This is a genomic window from Falsiroseomonas sp. (assembly GCF_051860665.1).
Taxonomy (GTDB): Bacteria; Pseudomonadota; Alphaproteobacteria; order Acetobacterales; family Acetobacteraceae; genus Falsiroseomonas.
Window position 1 is genome coordinate 45,588 of the sequence record NZ_JBHYDM010000026.1, and the last position, 19,318, is coordinate 64,905.

A 19,318-nucleotide genomic window follows, 5' to 3' on the forward strand; every position below is an offset into this window, starting at 1 on the left:
ATGGCGGAAGACCGGAACAGTCCCTCGGCGCTGGAGATCGTGCGCACCCGGTCGCTGGCCTCCCTGGTGGGGCAGGAGCTGGAGGCGATGATCCTGGACGGCCGCCTGCCGGCCGGGGAGCGGCTGAACGAGCAGCAGCTGGCGCTGCGCCTCGGCGTCTCCCGCGGCCCGGTGCGGGAGGCGGTGCGCGGGCTGGAACGCTCCGGCCTCGTCGTCTCGGTCCGCAACCAGGGCAGTTATGTGCGCAGCATCAGCGCGGCGGAGGCGCTGGAGATCTACGACCTGCGCGCGGCGCTGACCGGCTTCGCCTGCGCCCGCCTGGCCGGCGCCGCGACGCCCGCGCAGCTGCGGGAGCTGGGCGCGCTGGTGCGGCGGATGGAGGCGGCGCGGGAGGCCGATGCGGCGCCCGCCTACTACGCCGCCAACCTGGAATTCCACGCCGCCCTCCTCACCCATGGCGGCGGGCCGCGCGGCCTCAGGATCTATGAGGACCTGGGCAATGAGCTGCACCTGTTCCGCCGCCGCGCGCTGGTGGAGCCCGAGAATATGCGCGAGAGCAATGCCGAGCATGCCGCCATCCTGGCTGCCATCGCCGCCGGCGATGCGGAGGCCGCGCGCGCGGCGGGGGAGGCGCATATCGCCGGCGGCAAGCGCCGCTTCCAGGCCACCGATGCCAGCGGCGCGGGACATCCGCCCGCCAGGACGCCAACGACACCGCAGCAAGCGGTGCGCAAGGGAGCCAAGAACGATGAGGAACACCGAAAGCCTGCCCCGCCCGAGCCGGCGGTCCCTGCTGCTGGCGCTGCCCGCCCTCGGCGCCGGGCTGGCCGCACCCTCTAGCCTCCGCGCCCAGGCGGCCTTTCCCAGCCGCACGGTGGAGGTGGTGACCCATGCCGGAGTCGGTGGCGGCACCGACATCACCGTGCGCATGATGACGGCGAATGCGGCAGCGGAATTCGGCCAGGAATTCACCGTGGTGAACCGCACCGCGGGCAGCGGCGCGCAGGCGCTGCAATACCTCGCCTCGAAGCCCGCCGATGGCCATACCGTGATCCTGGTGACGCAGACCCATCTGCTGACCATGCTGCGCAACCGCAGCCTGCCGCAGCTTTCGGACCTGATGCCGGTGGCGCGCGCGACGGAGGATCCGATGTTCGTGCTGGTGCGGCGCGACAGCCCGCTGCGCAGCGCGGACGAGCTTCTCTCGGCCGGCCGCGCGCGGTCGCTGCGCTTCGGCGGCACCCATGTGGGCGGCGTCGACCATGTCTCGATCTTCGCCTTCGGCCGCGCCGCGCGCATGCAGGCGCCGACGCTGGTGCCCTTCCGTGGCGGCGGGGAGATCGTCATCAACCTGGTGGGCGGCAATATCGACCTGGCCCTGGTCAATCCGGGCGAGGCCGAGGCGCAGATGCGGGCGGGCGAGGTGCGCCCGCTGATGGTGCTCTCGGCCAATCGCCTGCCGAGCCATCCGGATGTGCCGACCGGCAAGGAACTCGGCATCGACAATATCTCCGCCACCGTGCGCGGCTATTGCGTGCTGAAAGGCACGCCGCCGGACCGCCTGGCGCGGCTGGAGCAGGGCCTGCTGAAGCTGATGGCCCTGCCGACCTACAAGACCTATCTGGAGAATACCGGCCAGGCGCCCGACAGCGTCGCCGGCAGCGGCCCCTGGGGCGCCCAGCTCACCGGCTTCTTCGAGGAGGGGCGGGAGGCCCTGACCGCGCTCGGCCTGCTGCGGTGACCGTCAATCAGGTCAGCGCGGCGCTGATCGGTCTGGTCGCGGTTTCGGCCTTCGCCGCGACCTGGACCTTCGACCCGGTGCCGCCGGGCCTGCCGGGGCTGGGCGCGGTGGAGTTCCCGCGCCTGCTTTGCGGCCTGCTGCTGGCACTCGCCCTCCTGCTGGCGTTCGAGAAGCCGAAGGTGGTGGCGCCGGAAGATGCCGAGCCGCCGGCACCGCGCATCGATGCCCGCGGCTGGCTGATCTTCGCCTGCTGCCTGGCCTTCCTGCCGGTCATGGCGGTGATCGGCCTGCTCGGCGCCTGCGCGGTGTTCCTGGTGGTGGTGGGCCGGCTCTGGGGCGAGACCCGCTGGTTCATGCTGCTCGCCGTCGCCGTGGGATTCACCCTTTCCGCCTGGCTGGTCTTCATCAAAATCTTCCGGCTTACGCTGCCTGATGGCGTGGTCGGCCAGATGCTGTTCGGGGTCTGAGATGGACGCCTTCCTTGGTGGCCTCGCCATCCTCACCGATCCCTATGTGATGCTGATGGTGCTGCTGGGCACGGTGCTCGGGATCTTCGTTGGCGCTCTGCCGGGCATCAGCGGCTCCACCACCATCGCGCTGCTGCTGCCGCTGACCATCAGCATGGGGCCGATCCCGGCCATCTGCTTCCTCGGCGCCATCTACTGCGCGGCCAATTTCGGCGGCTCCATCACCGCCATCATGGTGAATGCCCCCGGCGACCCGTCGGCCAGCGCCACGGCGCTGGAGGGGTTCAAGATGGCGGAGAAGGGCCAGGCCGGCATGGCGCTGGGCATGTCCGCCATCGCCTCCGCCATCGGCGGCATCTTTTCGGTGGTCGTGCTGATCTTCGCGGCGCCGCTGCTGGCGCGCGCCGCCTATTCCTTCGGGCCGCCGGAGTATTTTGCGCTGGCCCTGTTCGGGCTTTCCATGTGCGCGGCGATTGGCGGCGACAGTCCGCTGAAGAACCTGATCGCGGCCACGCTCGGCCTGCTGATCGCGACCGTGGGCATGGACCTCACCACCGGCGTGGAGCGCTACGCCTTCGGGGTGATGGAGCTGTCCGACGGGATCGGCTTCGTCCCCGTGTTGATAGGCCTCTTCGCGGTGGGGGAGATGCTGGACCAGGCGGCGCGACGGGCGGCGGATGCGAAGATCATCGCCCTGGATGCCGCGCGTGTGCCGGGCTGGCCGGAGATGCGCAAATGCAACCGCGCCATCTGGCTGGGCAGCGCCATCGGCACCTTCATCGGCGCGCTGCCGGCACTGGGCGCCACCACCGCGGCGCTGATCGGCTACAACGAGACGCGGCGCTGGTCGAAGACCCCCGAGGAATTCGGCAAGGGCAGCATCGAGGGCGTGGCCGGGCCGGAGGCCGCGAACAATGCCGCGGTCGGCGGCTCCATGGTGCCGACGCTGGCGCTCGGCATCCCCGGCAGCGCCACCACCGCCATTATCCTCGCCGGGCTGATCGTGCAGGGCGTGCGGCCGGGGCCGCATCTCTTCACCGAACAGCCGACGCTGCTCTACGCCGTCTTCGCCTCGATGCTCGCCGCCAATGTCTTCTACCTGGTGATGGGGCTGACGATGGCAAAATTCTTCGCCCGCATCAGCCTGATCCCCAACGCCTTCCTCTGGCCCGCCGTCTTCGCGCTGTCCGTCATCGGCGCCTATGGGCCGAACCAGTCCGTGGGCGATGTGATGGTGATGCTGGTGGCCGGCGTCCTCGGCTTCCTGTTCCGCCGCGCCGGCTTCTCCCCGGCGCCGCTGATCATGGGGCTGGTGCTGGGCGCCATGGTGGAGGAGACGCTGAAGCAGTCGCTGATCATCTTCGGCGATGACCTGACCGGCTTCCTCGGCCGGCCCATCGCGCTGGTGCTGATGGTGGTGACGCTGGCCGGGCTGGCGCTGCCGTTGGCCGGGCGGCTGCTGCGGCGCAAGATTGTCCCCGGCGCCGCCGCTGGATAGGGTTCCGGAACTGGCACCCAACGGGAGATTCCGATGACCATGCATTCCCTGACGCGGCGCGGCCTCGGCCTCGCCGCCGCCGCCCTCGCTCCCGGCCTGGCATCCGCGCAGGCGCCGCAGTTCTTCCGCATCGGCACGGGCTCGGCTGGCGGCACCTACTACCCGATCGGCGGCATCATCGCGAATGCCATCTCCTGCCCCCCCGGCGCGCCCTGCAACACGGCCGGCGCCACCGATGGCGTCCCCGGCATGGTCGCCGTGGCGGTTGCCACCCAGGGCAGCGTGCAGAACGTGAACCTGATCCAGTCCGGCAATGCCGAGGCCGGCTTCACCCAGTCCGACGTGGCGCACTGGTCCTATACCGGCACTGGCCTGTTCGAGGGCCGCCCGAAGGTGGACCGCCTGCGCTTCGTGGCGCATCTCTTCCCCGAGCACATCCACGCCGTGGTGCGCCGCGACAGCGCCATCCGCGGCTTCTCCGACCTCTCCGGCAAGCGCATCGCCATCGGCCTGCAGGCCAGCGGCGCGCGCATCGGCGCGGAGATGATCCTGGAGGCGAATGGCCTGCGGGCGGGCCGCGAATACCAGGCGGAATACCTGAACCAGGCGCAGGGGACGGAGCGGATGCAGGATCGCGGCCTGGACGCGACCTTCACCGTGGTCGGCTATCCCGCCGCCGCCTTCACCGAATTCTGCAGCCGCGCCGGCTGCCGCATCCTGCCGATCCAGGGCGAGGAAGCGCAGCGCGTGATCGCCCGCGCGCCCTTCTACGGCACCGGCACCATCCCGCGCGGCGCCTATGAGGGGCTGGAGGCGGATGTGCCGACCCTGACGGTCGGTGCCGTGCTGGCGGTGCGCGATACGGTGCCGGAGGCGACGGTCTATGCCATCACCAAGTCGCTGTGGTCGGACACCACCCGCGGCCTGCTGGACCGCGGCCATGCCAAGGGCCGCGAGATCGTCAAGGAAGGCGCGCTGACCGGCCGCGGCGTGGTGCCCTTCCACCCGGGCGCCGAACGCTACTACCGCGAGGCCGGCATCCTGCGCTGATCCGCAGCCGCTGAGCCGCCCCACCCGGCCCATGCGAAAGCGTCGGGCCGGGTTCTGCGTTCCGGACTGTCTTCATCTCTCCCGAGGCCCTGACCATGAGCGGCTCCCCCGCGCCCAACAAACTCGACCTGGAGGCCGCGGCGCGGCTGGAGAAGGAGGCGGACAGCGAATTGCGCTTCCGCGACCTGACAGGCTTCACCGCCCGGCTGGTCTCCTTCCTGCTCGTCGCGCTGTCGGTCTTCCATTACTACACCGCGGGCTTCGGCATCCTGACCGAGCACTGGCACAAGGCGATCCACCTGGCCGCCGTGCTGAGCCTGATCTTCCTGCTGTTTCCCGGCGGCTTCCTCTCGGTCGGCCCGCGCATCGGCGGCGTGCCGGTGCTGGACTGGATCCTTGCAGGCGCCATCGTGGTGGCGACGCTCTACCTGCCGCTGATCTTCGATGACCTGACCTTCCGCATCGGCAATCCCAGCGAGACCGATGTGGTCATGGGCACCATCATGGTGGTGCTGGTGCTGGAGGCGACGCGGCGATCGATGGGTCCGATCCTGCCCATCATCGTCTGCATCTTCATCGCCTATGCGCTATGGGGCAACCACCTGTCCGGCGTGCTGGCGCATCCGGGCTCCGACTGGTCCGGCTTCGTCAACCATGTCTATCTGACGGGCGAGGGCATCTTCGGCATTCCCGCCAAGGTGGTCGCGACCTTCGTCTTCCACTTCGTGCTCTTCGGCGTCATCGCCACGCGCATGGGCCTGGGCCAGTTCTTCATCGACCTGGCCAGCATCATCGCCGGGCGCTATCCGGGCGGGCCGGCCAAGGTCGCGGTGCTGGCCTCCGCCATGTTCGGCTCGATCAGCGGCTCCTCCATCGCCAATACCGTCACCACCGGGTCGCTGACCATCCCGGCGATGAAGAAGGTGGGCTACAAGCCGCATTTCGCAGGCGCCGTGGAAGCGGCCGCAAGCGCGGGCGGGCAGATCACGCCGCCGATCATGGGCGCGGCGGCCTTCGTCATGATCGAGTTCCTGGAGATTCCGCTGACCACGCTGCTGATCGCGGCGGCGGTGCCGGCGGCGATGCATTTCTGGGGCGTCTTCGTGCAGGTGCATTTCGAGGCGAAGCGCCTGGGCCTGCGCGGCATGGAGGCGCATGAGGTGCCGAAGCTGTGGCCGACGGTGCGCGACGGCTGGCCGACCGTGATCCCGCTGGTGGCCCTCATCTGGGTCATCGTCGATGGCTACACGCCCTATCTCGCGGCCTTCGTCGGAATCACGCTGTGTGTCATCGTGGGCTTCCTGAATCCGCGCAACCGGCTGACCCTGCGCGACCTGTGGGATGCGCTGGACATGGGCGCGCGCTACGCGCTGGCTGTCGGCGCCGCGGCGGCGGCGGTCGGCATGGTGGTGGGCGTTGTGACGTTGACCGGCGCCGGCTTCCGCGTCGGCTTCATCGTGACCCAGGCGGCTGCCAGCACGGCGCAGTGGTTCGCGCCGATCTTCGAGATCCTGCCGGCCGGCATGGGCAGCCTGGCGGGGCTGACCCTGTTCATGACGCTGCTCTTCGTCGCGGTGATCTGCATCGTCATGGGCGCGGGCATCCCGACGACCGCGCTGTACATCGTGCTGGCGGCGATCGCGGCGCCTGCGGTCATCCAGCTCGGCGTGCCGCCGCTCGCCGCGCATCTGTTCATCCTCTACTACGGCATCCTGGCGGACCTCACGCCGCCGGTCTGCGTCGCGGCCTATGCCGCCGCCGGCATCGCCGGCTCCAACCCCTTCCGCACCGGGCTGACGGCTTTCCGGCTGGGGGCTGCGAAGGCCACGGTGCCCTTCGTCTTCGCCTATGCGCCGGTGATGCTGATCATGGTGGATGACTTCACCCTGGCCAGCTTCCTGTTCGTCACCATCACCTGCGCGCTGGGCGTGCTGGTGCTGGGCATCGGCCTGACCGGCTATGCCTTCACCCATATGGGCATCGGCTCGCAGTTCGGGCTGGTGGTGGCGGCGCTGATGACGATCTCCCCCAGCGGGCCGACGACCGCGATCGGCGTGGCCATCGCGCTGCCGATCCTGCTGTGGAACTTCCTGCGCAGCCGGCGGGAAGGGGCGGCGCTGGCCTGAGGCCGGCCAGGCCCCCGGCCGGGTGCGCCAGCGCCCGGCCGATCCCGGCAGCCCGGCCTAGGAAGCGGGGAGGCCCCGTTCCTCATCAGGCCGTCGCCTGCAGCAGCAGACCGCGATGGCGTATTGGCATGCGCCTTGGCCATCGCCGCTGTCAGAGGCCCGCCCACAAACCCGAACATTGTATGCCTTCGTAAGGGCATCGTAGGCGTTTGTGCCGAACAATGCGCTGTCACCAAATGGGTTTGTCAGGAAGTGTAGATTACGCATCATTTAAACGTTTGGCGCTTATCGAGTCGTCTCCCTACACGCTATGGTGGTATCGCAAGCGGGGGAGCAGAAGAAGTGTTGCAATAGCCGAGGTTGCCCTCTGCCCAAGGCATTGATGCTTCATGCTGTAGTTCCCTGTTTGAAACCCTTACAGCTGGGGAATCCGACATGAAGCGCCTTCTTCTTTCCACTGCGTGCCTTGGACTTGCGGCCTTCGCTCTGCCGGCGGCCGCGCAGACCGCCACCGGCAACATGGCCGTCTCCGCCGAAGTGACCAAGATCTGCACGATCTCGGCCACCGCCCTGACCTTCTCGGGCTATTCCCAGACCGTCCCGACCGACACCACCGCCACCGCCAGCGGCCAGTGCACCGGCACCAGCGGCACCCTGACCTTCACGGTCGGCGAGGGCGGCAACTACTCCGGCGGCAGCCGCCGGATCACCGATGGCACCAACTTCCTGAACTATCAGGTCGCCATTTCGGCCGGTGGCGCGGACCTGGCGGCGACGGACGCGGTGGACATCGAGATCAGCGCCTCGACCGGCGCCGGCAGCACCACGCTCTATGGCCGCATCCCGGCCGCCCAGGGCAACAAGCCCGCCGGCACCTATACCGACTCCGTCGTCCTGACGCTGACCTACTGAGCGCAGATGGCCGTTCCCTCCCTTCCCCGGCGTCGGCTCGTTCTCGGCGGGGCGGCGCTGGCCGCCCTGCTGCGCCCCGCATCGTCGCAGGCGGCGACATTGGCCGTGGACCCCATCATGGTGGAGTTCCGGCCAGGGCGGGCAACGGCCACGCTGCAGGTCAGCAACCGCGGTGGCAGCGCCACCGCGGCCCAGCTTCGCCTCTTCGCCTGGTCGCAGGATGGCGACCGGGACGTGCTGACGCCCACCACGGATCTGCTGGCCTCGCCACCGATCTTCGAGCTGCGGCCGGATGAGGACCAGGTGGTGCGCCTGGCGCTGCGCCGGCCGGCCGAGCGGCTGGAGCGCACCTACCGGCTGATCCTGGACGAGATCCCGCCGGCAGGTCGCCCGCGCGAGGTGGTGGTGGCGCTGCGGCTGTCCATGCCCGTGATCGTCGCAGGCCTGTTGCCGGCCGCGCCGGCGCTGAGCTGGCGTGCGGAGCGGGGGCCGGGCAACCGGATCCTGCTGCTGGCGCGCAACACCGGCCCGCGCCATGTGCGGGTGGATCAGCTGGAGGCCCTGCTGCCGCGCGGCGCCGTCACGGCGCAGCCGGTCAGCGCGAACCCCTTCGTCCTGCCCGGGGCGGAGCGGCGCTGGCAACTGCCGTTGGCCGCGGCCTCCGGCAGCCTGCGCCTGCGCATCCAGGCGGGCCCGGGGCCGGCGACCGAGACCGCCATCCCGCTGCCAGCCTGAGCGAGGCCTTGTGCGTCGACGCCTGACCAGCGCCCTCGGCGCCTGCCTGCTGCTGATCGCCGGCCCGATCCCTGCCAGCCCCGCCCTGGCCGAGCCTGCGCCGATGTTCCTGGAGATCGTGGTCAATGGCCATGCCTCCGGCAAGATCGGCGAATTCGTCCAGCAGGGGGAGGAGATCCTGGCCCGGCCGCAGGAATTGCGTGCCCTCGGCTTCGTGCTGCCGCGCGGGCTGGAGGAGGGGGAGGCGCCGATCCCGCTCTCCCGCATCCCCGGCCTGCAGACGCGGGTGGATGTCCGGCGCCAGGCGCTGATGGTCACGGCGACCGATGCGGCCCGGCAGCCCTCGGAGCTGTTCACCGGCGGCCTGCCGCGCATGGCCGCGCTGGCGCCGGCCGGCTGGGGCGCGCTGCTGAACTACGACGTGCTCGGCACCTTCAGCGGCGAGGGCGACTATGGCGGCGCCTTCCTGGAGGCGCGCGGCTTCGGCCCGCATGGCACGCTGACCGCCTCGGCGCTCAGCAGCTACAGCCCGGCTTACGCGCAGCAATCCAGCTTCGCCCGGCTGGAGACGGTCTATACCTACAGCGAGCCGGAGGAACTGCGCCGCTGGCGCATCGGCGATGTGGTCAGCGGCGCGCTGGGCTGGAGCCGCGCGGTGCGGCTCGGCGGCGCGCAGGTCAGCACGGATTTCGGGCTGCGGCCGGACCTCATCACCTATCCCCTGCCGGTCTTCGGCGGCTCCGCCGCCGTGCCCTCCACCGTCGATGTGCTGGTCAACGGCGTCCGCTCGCTCAGCCAGCCGGTGCAGCCGGGGCCCTTCCAGCTGCGCAGCCTGCCCATCGTCACCGGCGCGGGGGAGGTGCTGATGACGGTGACCGATGCGCTGGGGCGGCAGACCGTGGTGAGCCTGCCCTTCTATGCCAGCACCGCGCTGCTGCGCGCGGGACTGGCCAGCTATTCGCTGGAGGCGGGCGGCGTGCGCCGGCGCTACGGGCTGGAGGAGAGCGACTATGGCGAGGCTGCCGCCAGCGGCTCGCTCCGCTACGGCCTGACCGACTGGCTGACGCTGGAGGCGCATGCCGAGGGCGCCAGCGGCTTCGCGCTGGGCGGTGTCGGCGCCGCGCTGCGCATCGGCAATCTCGGCATCGTCACCGCGGCGGTCGCGACCAGCAGCGGCGGCGAGACCGGCCTCGCGGGCGATACCGCCGTGCAGGGCACGCGCGCCGCGATCGGCCTGGAACGCCGCACCGCCCGATTCAACCTCTTCGCCAGCGCCACCTTCGCCACCCCGGGCTATCGCGACATCGCGGCGCTGGAGGGATCGCCCATGCCGCGGCAGACGCTGCGCGCCGGCGGCGGCCTCTCGCTCGGCCGCTATGGCAGCCTCAGCCTGGGCTATGTGGCGCAGCAGGCCGGCACCGTGACGCAGCGGCAGGACAGCACCAGCTACCTCGCCGGCGCCACCACCGGCAGCACCGACATCTCTCTGGTCACCGCCAGCTACACCACGCGCATCGCGGAGCGCCTCAATCTCTATGTCACCGGCTACAAGGACCTGCTGCGGGACGAGTCCTACGGCGTCACCATGGGCGTCTCCATGTCCTTCGGTGGCGGCGTCTCCGGCAGCGTCGCGGGCACGCTGGATGATGGCCGTTCCGGCTTTCGCACGCAGCTGCAGCAGGCGGCCCAGGTGCCGGGCGATTTCGGCTTCCGCGTCTATGACCAGGAAGGCCGCTATGCGCGGCGCGCCGCGGATGCCGAGTATATCCTGCCCTTCGCCCATGCGACGGTCGGCATCGACCAGTCGAGCACCGGCACGGCGGGCCGACTGGGCGCGCGCGGCGCGCTGGTGGCGGCGGGCGGCGGCGTCTTCGCCGCCAATCCCATCACCGACAGCTTCGCCGTGGTCAGCAGCGGCGATGTGCCGAATGTCCGCGTCAGCTACGAGAACCGGCCGATCGGCACGACGGATGGCAATGGCCGCCTGCTGGTGCCCCATCTCAGCAGCTTCCAGAACAACCGCCTGGCGCTGGACCCGGCGGACCTGCCGCCGGATGTGGAGGTGGATCGCACCCAGGTGCTGGTGCGGCCGGGCGACCGGGTCGGTGTGCTGGTCGATTTCGGCGTGCGCGGCGCCCGCGCCGCGCTGCTGCGCCTGCAGGATGCCGCGGGCGCGCCGCTGCCGCTCGGCGCACGGCTGCACCGCGCGGGCCTGCCGCCCACGCCTGTCGGCTACGACGGCGAAAGCTTCGTCACCGCACTGCAGCCGGAGAACGAGGCCGAGGTGGAACTGCCGGATGGCCGTCGCTGCCGCATCGCCTTCGCCTATCGCCCCACACCCGGGGATGTGCCCGTCATAGGACCCGTGCCATGCCGATGATCCGCCCGGCCCTGCTGGCCCTTCTTCCGCTGCTGCTGCTGGCGCCGCAGGCGGCGCGCGCGCAGGCCACCGCCACCTGCAGCGTCACCAGCACGCCGATGGTCTTCGGCACCTATGACGGCAGCCTGGCTTCCCCCAATCTCTCCACCGCCACCGTTTCCGTCAGCTGCCTGGCGCTGGACCAGGCGACGACGGTGAATTTCAGCATCGCCTTGCTCGGCGGCACCGGCGCGCAGGGGGCGCGGCAGCTCACCTCGGGCAGCGAGGTGCTGGCCATGGAGATCTACACCGATGCCAGCCGCAGCATCGTCTTTGGCGACGGCACCGGCGGCACCGGCCTGCTGACCGGCAGCGGCACCGCCACCGCCTCCACCGCGCTGCGGATGAACTTCACCGTCTATGGCCGCCTGCCGGCCCGCCAGCGCGCGCCGCGCGCCGGTGCCTATGCCGATACGCTGACCCTGCTGCTGACGCATTGAGCGGCCGCCCCGGCTTGCGCCCAAGCCGGGGGGCGTGGTCCGATTGCCCCGTGCCCCGGTTGGGCCGGAGGAGAGAATGGCGCCATCGCAACCGGGTCCGACGCTGCTCTGCGACCTGCCGGCGGTGGAGCTGCGCCGGCTGATCGGCACGCGCCGCATCTCGCCGGTGGAGCTTCTGGCCGATTGCCTGGCGCGCATCGCCGCGGTGAACCCCGCGCTGAACGCCGTCGTCGCGCTCGATGTCGAAGGCGCCACCCAGGCCGCGCGCGCGGCGGAGGCGGCCGTGATGCGCGGCGAGCGCCTGGGCCCGCTGCACGGCCTGCCGATCGGCATCAAGGACCTGAACGACACGGCCGGGCTGCGCACCACCTATGGCTCGCCGATCTTTCGCGACCATGTGCCGGCGAAGGATGAGAGGATCGTCGCCGCGCTGCGCGCCGCGGGCGGCATCATCCTGGCCAAGACGAACACGCCGGAGTTCGGCACCGGCGGCAACACCATCAACGATGTCTACGGCGCCACCGGCAATGCCTTCGACCCGGCGCTGTCCTGCGCCGGCTCCTCCGGCGGCTCCGGCGTCGCGCTCGCCACCTCCATGCTGCCGCTCTGCACGGGGTCCGATACCGGCGGATCGCTGCGCAAGCCGGCCGCCTGGTCCGGCGTGGTGGGTTTCCGGCCGACGCCTGGCCTGGTGGCCTCCGAACGCCGCCGGCAGGGCTGGTCCGTGCTCTCCGTGCAGGGGCCGATGGGGCGGGACGTGGCGGATACCGCGCTGCTGCTCAGCGCCATGGCCAGCGCCGACAGCCGCGACCCCATGGCTGATCCGCGCCTCGAGGCCGGCGGCCTGGCGCTGCGCCGGCCGCTGGACCTCGCCTCGCTGCGCGTCGCCACCTCCGTCGATCTCGGCTTCGCCCCGATCGCCCCCAGCATCCGCCGCGTCTTCCTGGCGCGCATGGCGGCCCTTGCCCCGGCGCTCGGCCACTGCGAGGCCGAGGACCCCGACATGGCCGGCATCGACCGCGCCTATCGCGTCATCCGCTGCACCAACTTTTTGGCCGGCTTCAAGGCGCATTACGAGCGTGACCCGATGCTGCTCGGCGCCAATACCCGCGGCAATTACGAGGAGGGGCTGCGCTACAGCCTGGCGGACCTCGCCGCGGCCCAGGCTGAGCAAACGCGCCTCTACCGCGCCTTCCAGGACTTCTTCACCCGCCACGACCTGCTGCTGCTGCCCTGCCAGGCGATGACGCCCTTCCCGAAGGAACTGCCCTATCCGACCGAGATGGAGGGCCTGCCGCTGGAAGGCTATTTCGCGACATCCGGCATCACCTACGGCATCTCGATGATGGGCCACCCCGCCATCTGCATCCCCTGCGGGCGGGACGAGGCCGGCATGCCCTTCGGCCTGCAGGTGGTCGGGCCCCGCGGCGGCGACGCCTTCCTGCTCGACGCCGCGCTGGCGCTGGAGACGCATTTTCGCGACATGCCGGAGTTCCGGCGTCCGCTGCCCGACCTCACCGCCCTGGCGGCCGCGGCATGAGCGGCGCACCCGACCGCATCCTGGTCATCGGCGCCGGCATCGTCGGCATGGCGTTGGCCTACCGGCTGCAGCAATCCGGCGCGCAGGTCACCGTGGTGGATGCGCAGCCACCCGGTCAGGGCGGCGCCAGTTTCGGCAATGCGGGCGCCATCAGCGCCAGCTCCGTCGCGCCACTCGCCATGCCGGGCCTGCTGCGCCAGGTGCCGCGCATGCTGCTGGACCGCGCCGCGCCGCTGCATGTGCCCGCCGGCTATTGGCTGCGCGCCGCGCCCTGGCTCGCCCGCTTCGTCGCCGCCGCGCGCCCCGCCGCCGTGACGCGCGCCACCGCTGCGCTGGACGGGCTGCTGCACCTGGCGACCGAGCAGCACATGGCATTGGTCCGCGAGATCGGCGCGCCCGATCTGCTGCGCCCGCACGGCCAGCTCTACCTCTACCGGGACGCCGCGCAGCTGGCGAAGGATCGCGCGAGCTGGGAGATCCGCCGCGCCCATGGCGCGCGGCTGGAGGAGCTGGACCGCGCCGCCATCCTGGCGCTGGAGCCCGCCATCGGCCCCGCCTATACCCTCGGCATCTTCCTGGCCGACCACGCGCATTGCGCCTCCCCCTTCCGCTACGTGCAGGCGCTGGCCGCCGCCTTCCGGCGCGCCGGCGGGCAGGTGGTGCAGGACCGCATCACGCGGCTCGCCACGCAGGATGGCCGCATCAGCGGCGCGCAGGGCGAGTCCGCGCTGCATGTGGCGGAGGCCGTGGTGCTCGCGGCCGGCGCCTGGTCCGCGCGGCTGGCCGCACCGCTCGGCTATCGCATCCCGCTCGAATCGCAGCGCGGCTATCACCTCGATCTCCGCGATCCCGGCCTCGCCCTGACCCGCCCGGTGATCCCGGCGGACCGCAAGGTCTTCATCACGCCGATGGAGGGCGCGCTGCGCGTCGCCGGCACGGTGGAATTCGGCGGGCTGGACCGCGCGCCGGATGCCAAGCGGGCGGAGCTGCTCTACGCCGATCTCGCCGCGGTCTTTCCCGAGGCGCGGCCGGCGCGGGCGGAAGGTTTTTGGATGGGCCACCGGCCCTGCCTGCCGGATTCGGTCCCGGTGATCGGCCCGGCGCGCCGCGTGCCCGGCCTGTTCTTCGCCTTCGGCCACGGCCATCTCGGCCTGACCGGCTCCGCCCCCACCGCGGAGCTGCTGGCGCCCGCGGTGCTGGGGCGGCCGCTGAACCAGGACCTGGCGCCCTATGCGGCGGAGCGCTTCGTGGGGGCCTGACGCCCAGCGCCCGCACGGGGAGGCAAATGTAGGGAAATGTAGGCGCATGTAGCCGGGCCCGCAGGCCGCCGGCGCGGCACCCGGCATGGTTGCGCCGACCTCGCGCGACGGCCGGAAGGAAATCGCCGCGGGCCCGCTGTGCCCGGGGCCCCGCAGGCCACCCGCCCGCCGGGCCAGCGATGACCCAAGCTTACATAAGTCGACACCACCCTGGGTAAGCCTCCGGATACCAAGCGGTTAATCTCCGATTGAACCGTTTCGCAGGGTTTCCCGCATGCCGAAGGCTGTCGACCGCCCCCAACGCTGGCATCCCGTCATCGTCGCGGCGGTCGCATGACCGAGGCGTGGCTGCCGATTGCAGCGGCCCAGCGGCTGGTGGCGCCAGGTCCGCGATGCGCGCGCAGCCCCTGACCAGGATCTTCTGAAGACATCCGGCCCCCAGGGCCCCAAACGCAACAGGCGCCCGCCCGGCACATCGGCGGTGACGCGGAGGACCAGACCATGAGCGGCATCAACACCATCCCCGGCACCGGCGACGCCGACACCCTGACCGGCCAGGATGGCACCTCCAATGTCATCTACGGCTATGCCGGAAACGATGAGCTGACGGGCGGGGCGCTGAACGACACGCTCTACGGCGGTCTGGACCACGACACGCTGGACGGTAGCGGGGGCGACGACCTTCTGAGCGGTGGCCTGGGCAACGACACGCTGGCTGGTGGACTGGGCTTCGACACCGCAACCTTCGAGGCTGCCGTGGCGGGCTTCTCGGTGAACCTGACCACCGGATCCGCCAGTTCCGGCAGCGAGGTCGATTCCCTCGTGGGCATCGAGGCGGTCCTGGGCAGTTCCTACGCCGATAGCCTGACTGGCAGCGCCTTCGCCGATTCGTTGAACGGCGGCGCGGGCGACGATGCGATCAGTGGCGGCGATGGCAACGACACGCTGTTGGGGGGGGATGGCAACGATTTCCTCAACGCTGGCGCCGGTTCGAATGTGCTCTACGGCAACGAGGGCAACGACACGCTGATCAGCGTGGACGATGGTGACACGCTGATCGGTGGGGCCGGCAGTGACGTCCTGATGGGCAATGGCGGCGACGACACGCTGGATGGCGGAGACGGCGCCGACTCACTGGACGGCGGCGACGGCGCCGATACCATCAATGGCGGCGCCGGCGGCGATACGATCAAGGGCGGCGACGGAAGCGACTGGGTCACCCACAACGGCGCCAGCAACGGCGTCTACGTCAACCTGGCGGCCTTCAATTTGGGGTATTTCAACGACGCCGAGGGCGATCGTTATACCAGTGTCGAGAATGCCGTCGGCACCGGCTACGCCGATACCCTCATTGGCGGAAACGTCGCGAACAATCTGCGGGGTGGCGGCGGCGCCGATAGCATCGTCGGGAATGGCGACAACGACACGCTGGCCGGTGGAGCCGGCGCCGATACGCTGGATGGCGGCGACGGCTGGGACCTGGCCGATTACAGCGACTCCACCACGGCCGTCACGGTCGATCTGCAGGCCGGGACCACCTCGGGCGGCGATGCGCAGGGCGATTTCCTGATTGGCATCGAGATGGTGCGGGGCTCGGGCCACGATGACCGCCTGACCGCGATGGACAATGGCAGCGCCCTCTATGGCGGCACGGGTGCGGATACGCTGCGGGGTGGGGCCGGCAACGACATCCTCGACGGCGGCGCGGGCAACGACGACTGGCTCGACTATAGCGCCGCGACTTCGGCGGTCACCGTCAATCTCGCCACCGACTCAGTCTCTGGCTATGCCCTCGGCGACCAGATCACCGGCATCGAGCACATCCGTGGCGCCACCGGCTACAGCAACAACCTGTCAGGCACCGATGGGGCCAATTGGCTGATCGGCGGCGACCAGAACGACAACCTGTTCGGCGATGCGACGACCCTCGGCGGCGCCGATACGCTGGAAGGCGGCGCCGGCCATGACAGCCTGCTGGGCGGGGCGGGCGACGACCTGCTGATCGGCGGCGCCGGAGGCGACGTCCTGATCGGCGGCGACGGCATCGACACGGCCAGCTATGCCGGCGCCGGCAGCGGCGTGGCGCTGCGGCTGGACATGGTCGGTGTCGTCGGGGAGGCGAACGGCGACGCCTTTCCCCAGGTCGAGAATGTCATCGGCTCCGCCTATGGCGACACGATCGGTGGCGATTCCTCGGCAAACCGGCTGGAAGGCGGCGGCGGCGACGACTTCCTCTCGGGCTACTCCGGCGCGGACACGCTGATCGGCGGTGCCGGCGCGGATTCGCTGGCGGGCGGGGGTGACAACGACACGGCGGACTACAGCGCCTCCTCCGCCGGCGTCACGGTGAACCTGCGGACCGGGCTGGGCTCGGGGGGCGATGCCGAGGGCGACACGCTCGAGGGCATCGAGACGGTGATCGGCAGCGACGGCGACGACCTGCTGACCGCAGGCGTGGTCGCTGCCGTGCTGCGCGGCGGGGTGGGCGCCGATACGCTGGTGGGCGGCGATGGCAATGACACGCTGCAGGGCGGCGCCGGAAACGACGACTGGGTGGACTACAGCGGCGCCGCCACCATCCTCAATGTCGATCTCGCCAGCGGCTCCGCGCTCATCGGCTCCGGCGTGGACTCCCTCTCCGGCATCGAGCATGTGCGGGGTGGCGCCGATGCAGACAGCATCAACGGCGATGGCGCGGACAACTGGCTGGTGGGCGGTGCGGGCGGCGACACCCTGAGCGGCGGCGACGGGGCCGATACGCTGGATGGCGGCGCGGACGCTGACCTCCTCAACGGCGGCGACGGCACAGACACGGCGGACTACAGCGCCAGCGCCGAGGCCGTGTCGATCACGCTCGATGTCAATGCGGTGGGCGTGGGCGGCGATGCGGCGGGCGATACCCTGGACGGCATCGAGATCGCCATCGGCTCCGATGGCGACGACACCATCGCAGGCGGCGCGGCTGCCGAGACCCTCATCGGCGGCGACGGCAACGACCAGCTGACCGGCGGCGCGGGTGCCGACAGCCTGGTCGGCGGTGCGGGAACGGACCACGCGATCTACACCGCCTCCACGGCGGCGGTCACGATTTCGCTGCTGAACGGCATTGCGACGGGCGGCGACGCCCAGGGCGATACCCTCTCCTCCATCGAGATCGTGATTGGCAGCGGCCAGGCCGACGACCTGCAGGGTGGCAGCGGCAATGACACGATCGAGGGTCGCTCGGGGGAGGACACGCTGCGGTCCTCCGGCGGCGCGGACAGCCTGTTTGGTGGCGAGGGGAGCGACAGCTACGAGATCCATCACCTGGACGCCGTGGTGGTCGAGGCCCTAGACGAAGGGCGGGACGTGGTGCGGACCACGCTGTCCAGCTACACGCTGACGAACTACGTCGAGAACGTCGTGGGCCAATCGACGGTCGCCGGCCAGGCCCTCACGGGCAACGAGCTGGACAATGAGCTGTGGGGGAACAACTTCAGCAGCACGCTGTCCGGCGGCGAGGGCAACGACTTCCTGGTCGGCGGCCAGGGCGACGATGCCATGATCGGCGGCGCCGGTCAGGACACCATCTGGGGCGGCGGCGGGACGGACACGGCCGACTACAGCGCCAGCGAAGCCGCCGTCCAGATCAACCTCGCCACCGGATCGGGTTCGGGCGGCGATGCGGAGGGCGACAGCTTCGACAGCATCGAGATCGTCATCGGCAGCGGCCAGGGCGACCTGCTCACCGGAGCCAGCGGCAATGAGACGCTGGTCGGCGGCGCCGGCAATGACACCCTGGTCGGTGGTGCCGGCGCCGATGTCCTGGTGGGCGGCGACGACATCGATACCGCCAGCTACGAGGCCTCCACGACCGGCGTCTCCGTCGCGCTGGCGGGCATCGGCTCCGGCGGCGACGCGGAAGGCGACAGCCTGTCCTCGATCGAGATCCTGATCGGCAGCGCGCAGGCCGACACGCTGCGCGGCAGCGCCGATGCCGATACCATCTCCGGCCTCGACGGCGACGATGTCCTCTACGGCGCCGGCGGCGCCGATAGCCTCGTCGGTGGCGAGGGCAACGATACATATGTCATCGATCACGCGGATGCGGTGATCTTCGAAGGCACGGACGCCGGCACCGACGAGGTGGTGACGACGCTCGCCAGCTATACGCTGCAGGACAATGTCGAGAACCTGACGGGTGCCTCCACCCTGGACGGTCAGGAACTGACCGGCAATGCGCTGGACAATGTCATCACCGGCTCGGTCGGGGGCGACACGCTGTCGGGCGGGGTGGGGAACGACCTGCTCCTCGGCGGCAGTGGCTTCGACAGGCTGGATGGCGGGGAAGGCGCGGATTCGCTGGATGGCGGCACGGCGAACAATCTGATTGACGGCGGCGAGGGCTTCGATCTCGTCGACTACAGCAGCTCCGTGGATTCCGTGGAGGTCGACCTGTCGGAGGGCCTGGCCTTCCATGACGGCGACAACATGGACACGCTGATCGGCATCGAGGCGGTGATCGGCACGGCCTACAACGACGTGCTGCGCGGCGATGCGGGAGACAACCTGCTGGTGGGTGGCGAGGGCAACGATCACTTCGCGGCCAGCCTTGGAGCGGACACGCTCGACGGCGGCGATGGCCTGGACCTGGTTGCCTACGACGCCCCGGACTTCAGCGGTGGCGTGGTGATCTCGCTCGATCCGATCAGCGCCAGCGGGATGGCCGCCGGCGGCCAGGTTCTGATCGATATCGAAGGCGTGGTCGGCAGCAGTGGCGATGACTGGATCACCGGGGACGTCACCGGCAGTGATGACGCGATCGACAACGACTTCGTCGGCCTGGCCGGCGACGACATCCTCGACGGCGGCCGTGGCGACGACACGCTGGTGGGCGGCGCTGGCAAGGACCTGCTGCTCGGCGGCAGCGGCTATGACACGGCCGACTTCTCCGACCTCGATCAGGCGGTGGAAGTGCGCCTCGACCTCGGCACTGCGACCAGCGGCGCGGAGGTGGATGACCTCGTCTCGATCGAGGCGGTGGTCGGCACCGACTACGACGACCTGCTGGTCGGAGATGGCGAGAGCAACGAACTGTCCGGCGGTGGCGGCAACGACACGCTGATCGGCGGCGGCGACGGCGACCTGCTGG

General features: G+C 70.6%; 13 protein-coding genes. All 13 read left to right on the forward strand.

All coding sequences use genetic code 11. The features are described from left to right. On the forward strand, positions 1-840 hold the full coding sequence (locus ACTIF1_RS20675) for an FCD domain-containing protein (RefSeq protein ID WP_439598354.1): 840 nt from the start codon (positions 1-3) through the stop codon (positions 838-840). Continuing rightward, positions 749-1,741, forward strand: coding sequence for a tripartite tricarboxylate transporter substrate binding protein (locus ACTIF1_RS20680; RefSeq protein ID WP_439598355.1), 993 nt, complete (start codon positions 749-751; stop codon positions 1,739-1,741). Before ACTIF1_RS20675 ends, ACTIF1_RS20680 begins: the two co-directional genes overlap by 92 nt. After that, complete coding sequence (locus ACTIF1_RS20685; RefSeq protein ID WP_439598356.1) at positions 1,738-2,208, forward strand: tripartite tricarboxylate transporter TctB family protein; 471 nt, start codon at positions 1,738-1,740, stop codon at positions 2,206-2,208. The genes ACTIF1_RS20680 and ACTIF1_RS20685 overlap by 4 nt, the downstream gene beginning before the upstream one ends. 1 nt (position 2,209) lies before the next feature. Next, a complete protein-coding gene (locus tag ACTIF1_RS20690) occupies positions 2,210-3,706 on the forward strand; it encodes a tripartite tricarboxylate transporter permease (protein WP_439598357.1) in 1,497 nt (498 codons plus the stop codon). A gap of 33 nt (positions 3,707-3,739) precedes the next feature. Continuing rightward, positions 3,740-4,756, forward strand: a complete 1,017-nt coding sequence (locus ACTIF1_RS20695; RefSeq protein ID WP_439598358.1) for a TAXI family TRAP transporter solute-binding subunit — start codon at positions 3,740-3,742, stop codon at positions 4,754-4,756. 95 nt (positions 4,757-4,851) lie between these two features. After that, positions 4,852-6,882, forward strand: a complete 2,031-nt coding sequence (locus ACTIF1_RS20700; protein WP_439598359.1) for a TRAP transporter permease — start codon at positions 4,852-4,854, stop codon at positions 6,880-6,882. Between the two features lie 519 nt (positions 6,883-7,401). Next, positions 7,402-7,794 (forward strand): spore coat protein U domain-containing protein, encoded by a 393-nt coding sequence (locus ACTIF1_RS20705; protein WP_439598360.1) that lies wholly within the window; start codon positions 7,402-7,404, stop codon positions 7,792-7,794. A 6-nt stretch (positions 7,795-7,800) separates the two neighbouring features. After that, positions 7,801-8,529, forward strand: a complete 729-nt coding sequence (locus ACTIF1_RS20710; RefSeq protein ID WP_439598361.1) for a fimbrial biogenesis chaperone — start codon at positions 7,801-7,803, stop codon at positions 8,527-8,529. 10 nt (positions 8,530-8,539) lie between these two features. Then, the gene (locus tag ACTIF1_RS20715) at positions 8,540-10,909 is read left to right on the forward strand and encodes a fimbria/pilus outer membrane usher protein (protein ID WP_439598362.1); all 2,370 of its coding nucleotides are present in this window, start codon (positions 8,540-8,542) and stop codon (positions 10,907-10,909) included. After that, the gene (locus tag ACTIF1_RS20720) at positions 10,900-11,388 is read left to right on the forward strand and encodes a spore coat protein U domain-containing protein (protein WP_439598363.1); all 489 of its coding nucleotides are present in this window, start codon (positions 10,900-10,902) and stop codon (positions 11,386-11,388) included. Before ACTIF1_RS20715 ends, ACTIF1_RS20720 begins: the two co-directional genes overlap by 10 nt. A gap of 76 nt (positions 11,389-11,464) precedes the next feature. Further along, entirely contained in the window at positions 11,465-12,928 is a 1,464-nt protein-coding gene (locus ACTIF1_RS20725; RefSeq protein ID WP_439598364.1) for an amidase, read from the forward strand. Further along, positions 12,925-14,187, forward strand: coding sequence for an NAD(P)/FAD-dependent oxidoreductase (locus ACTIF1_RS20730; protein ID WP_439598365.1), 1,263 nt, complete (start codon positions 12,925-12,927; stop codon positions 14,185-14,187). The genes ACTIF1_RS20725 and ACTIF1_RS20730 overlap by 4 nt, the downstream gene beginning before the upstream one ends. A 501-nt stretch (positions 14,188-14,688) precedes the next feature. Beyond that, positions 14,689-19,318 (forward strand): beta strand repeat-containing protein (locus ACTIF1_RS20735; protein ID WP_439598366.1); only part of this gene is annotated, 4,630 nt, incomplete at its 3' end.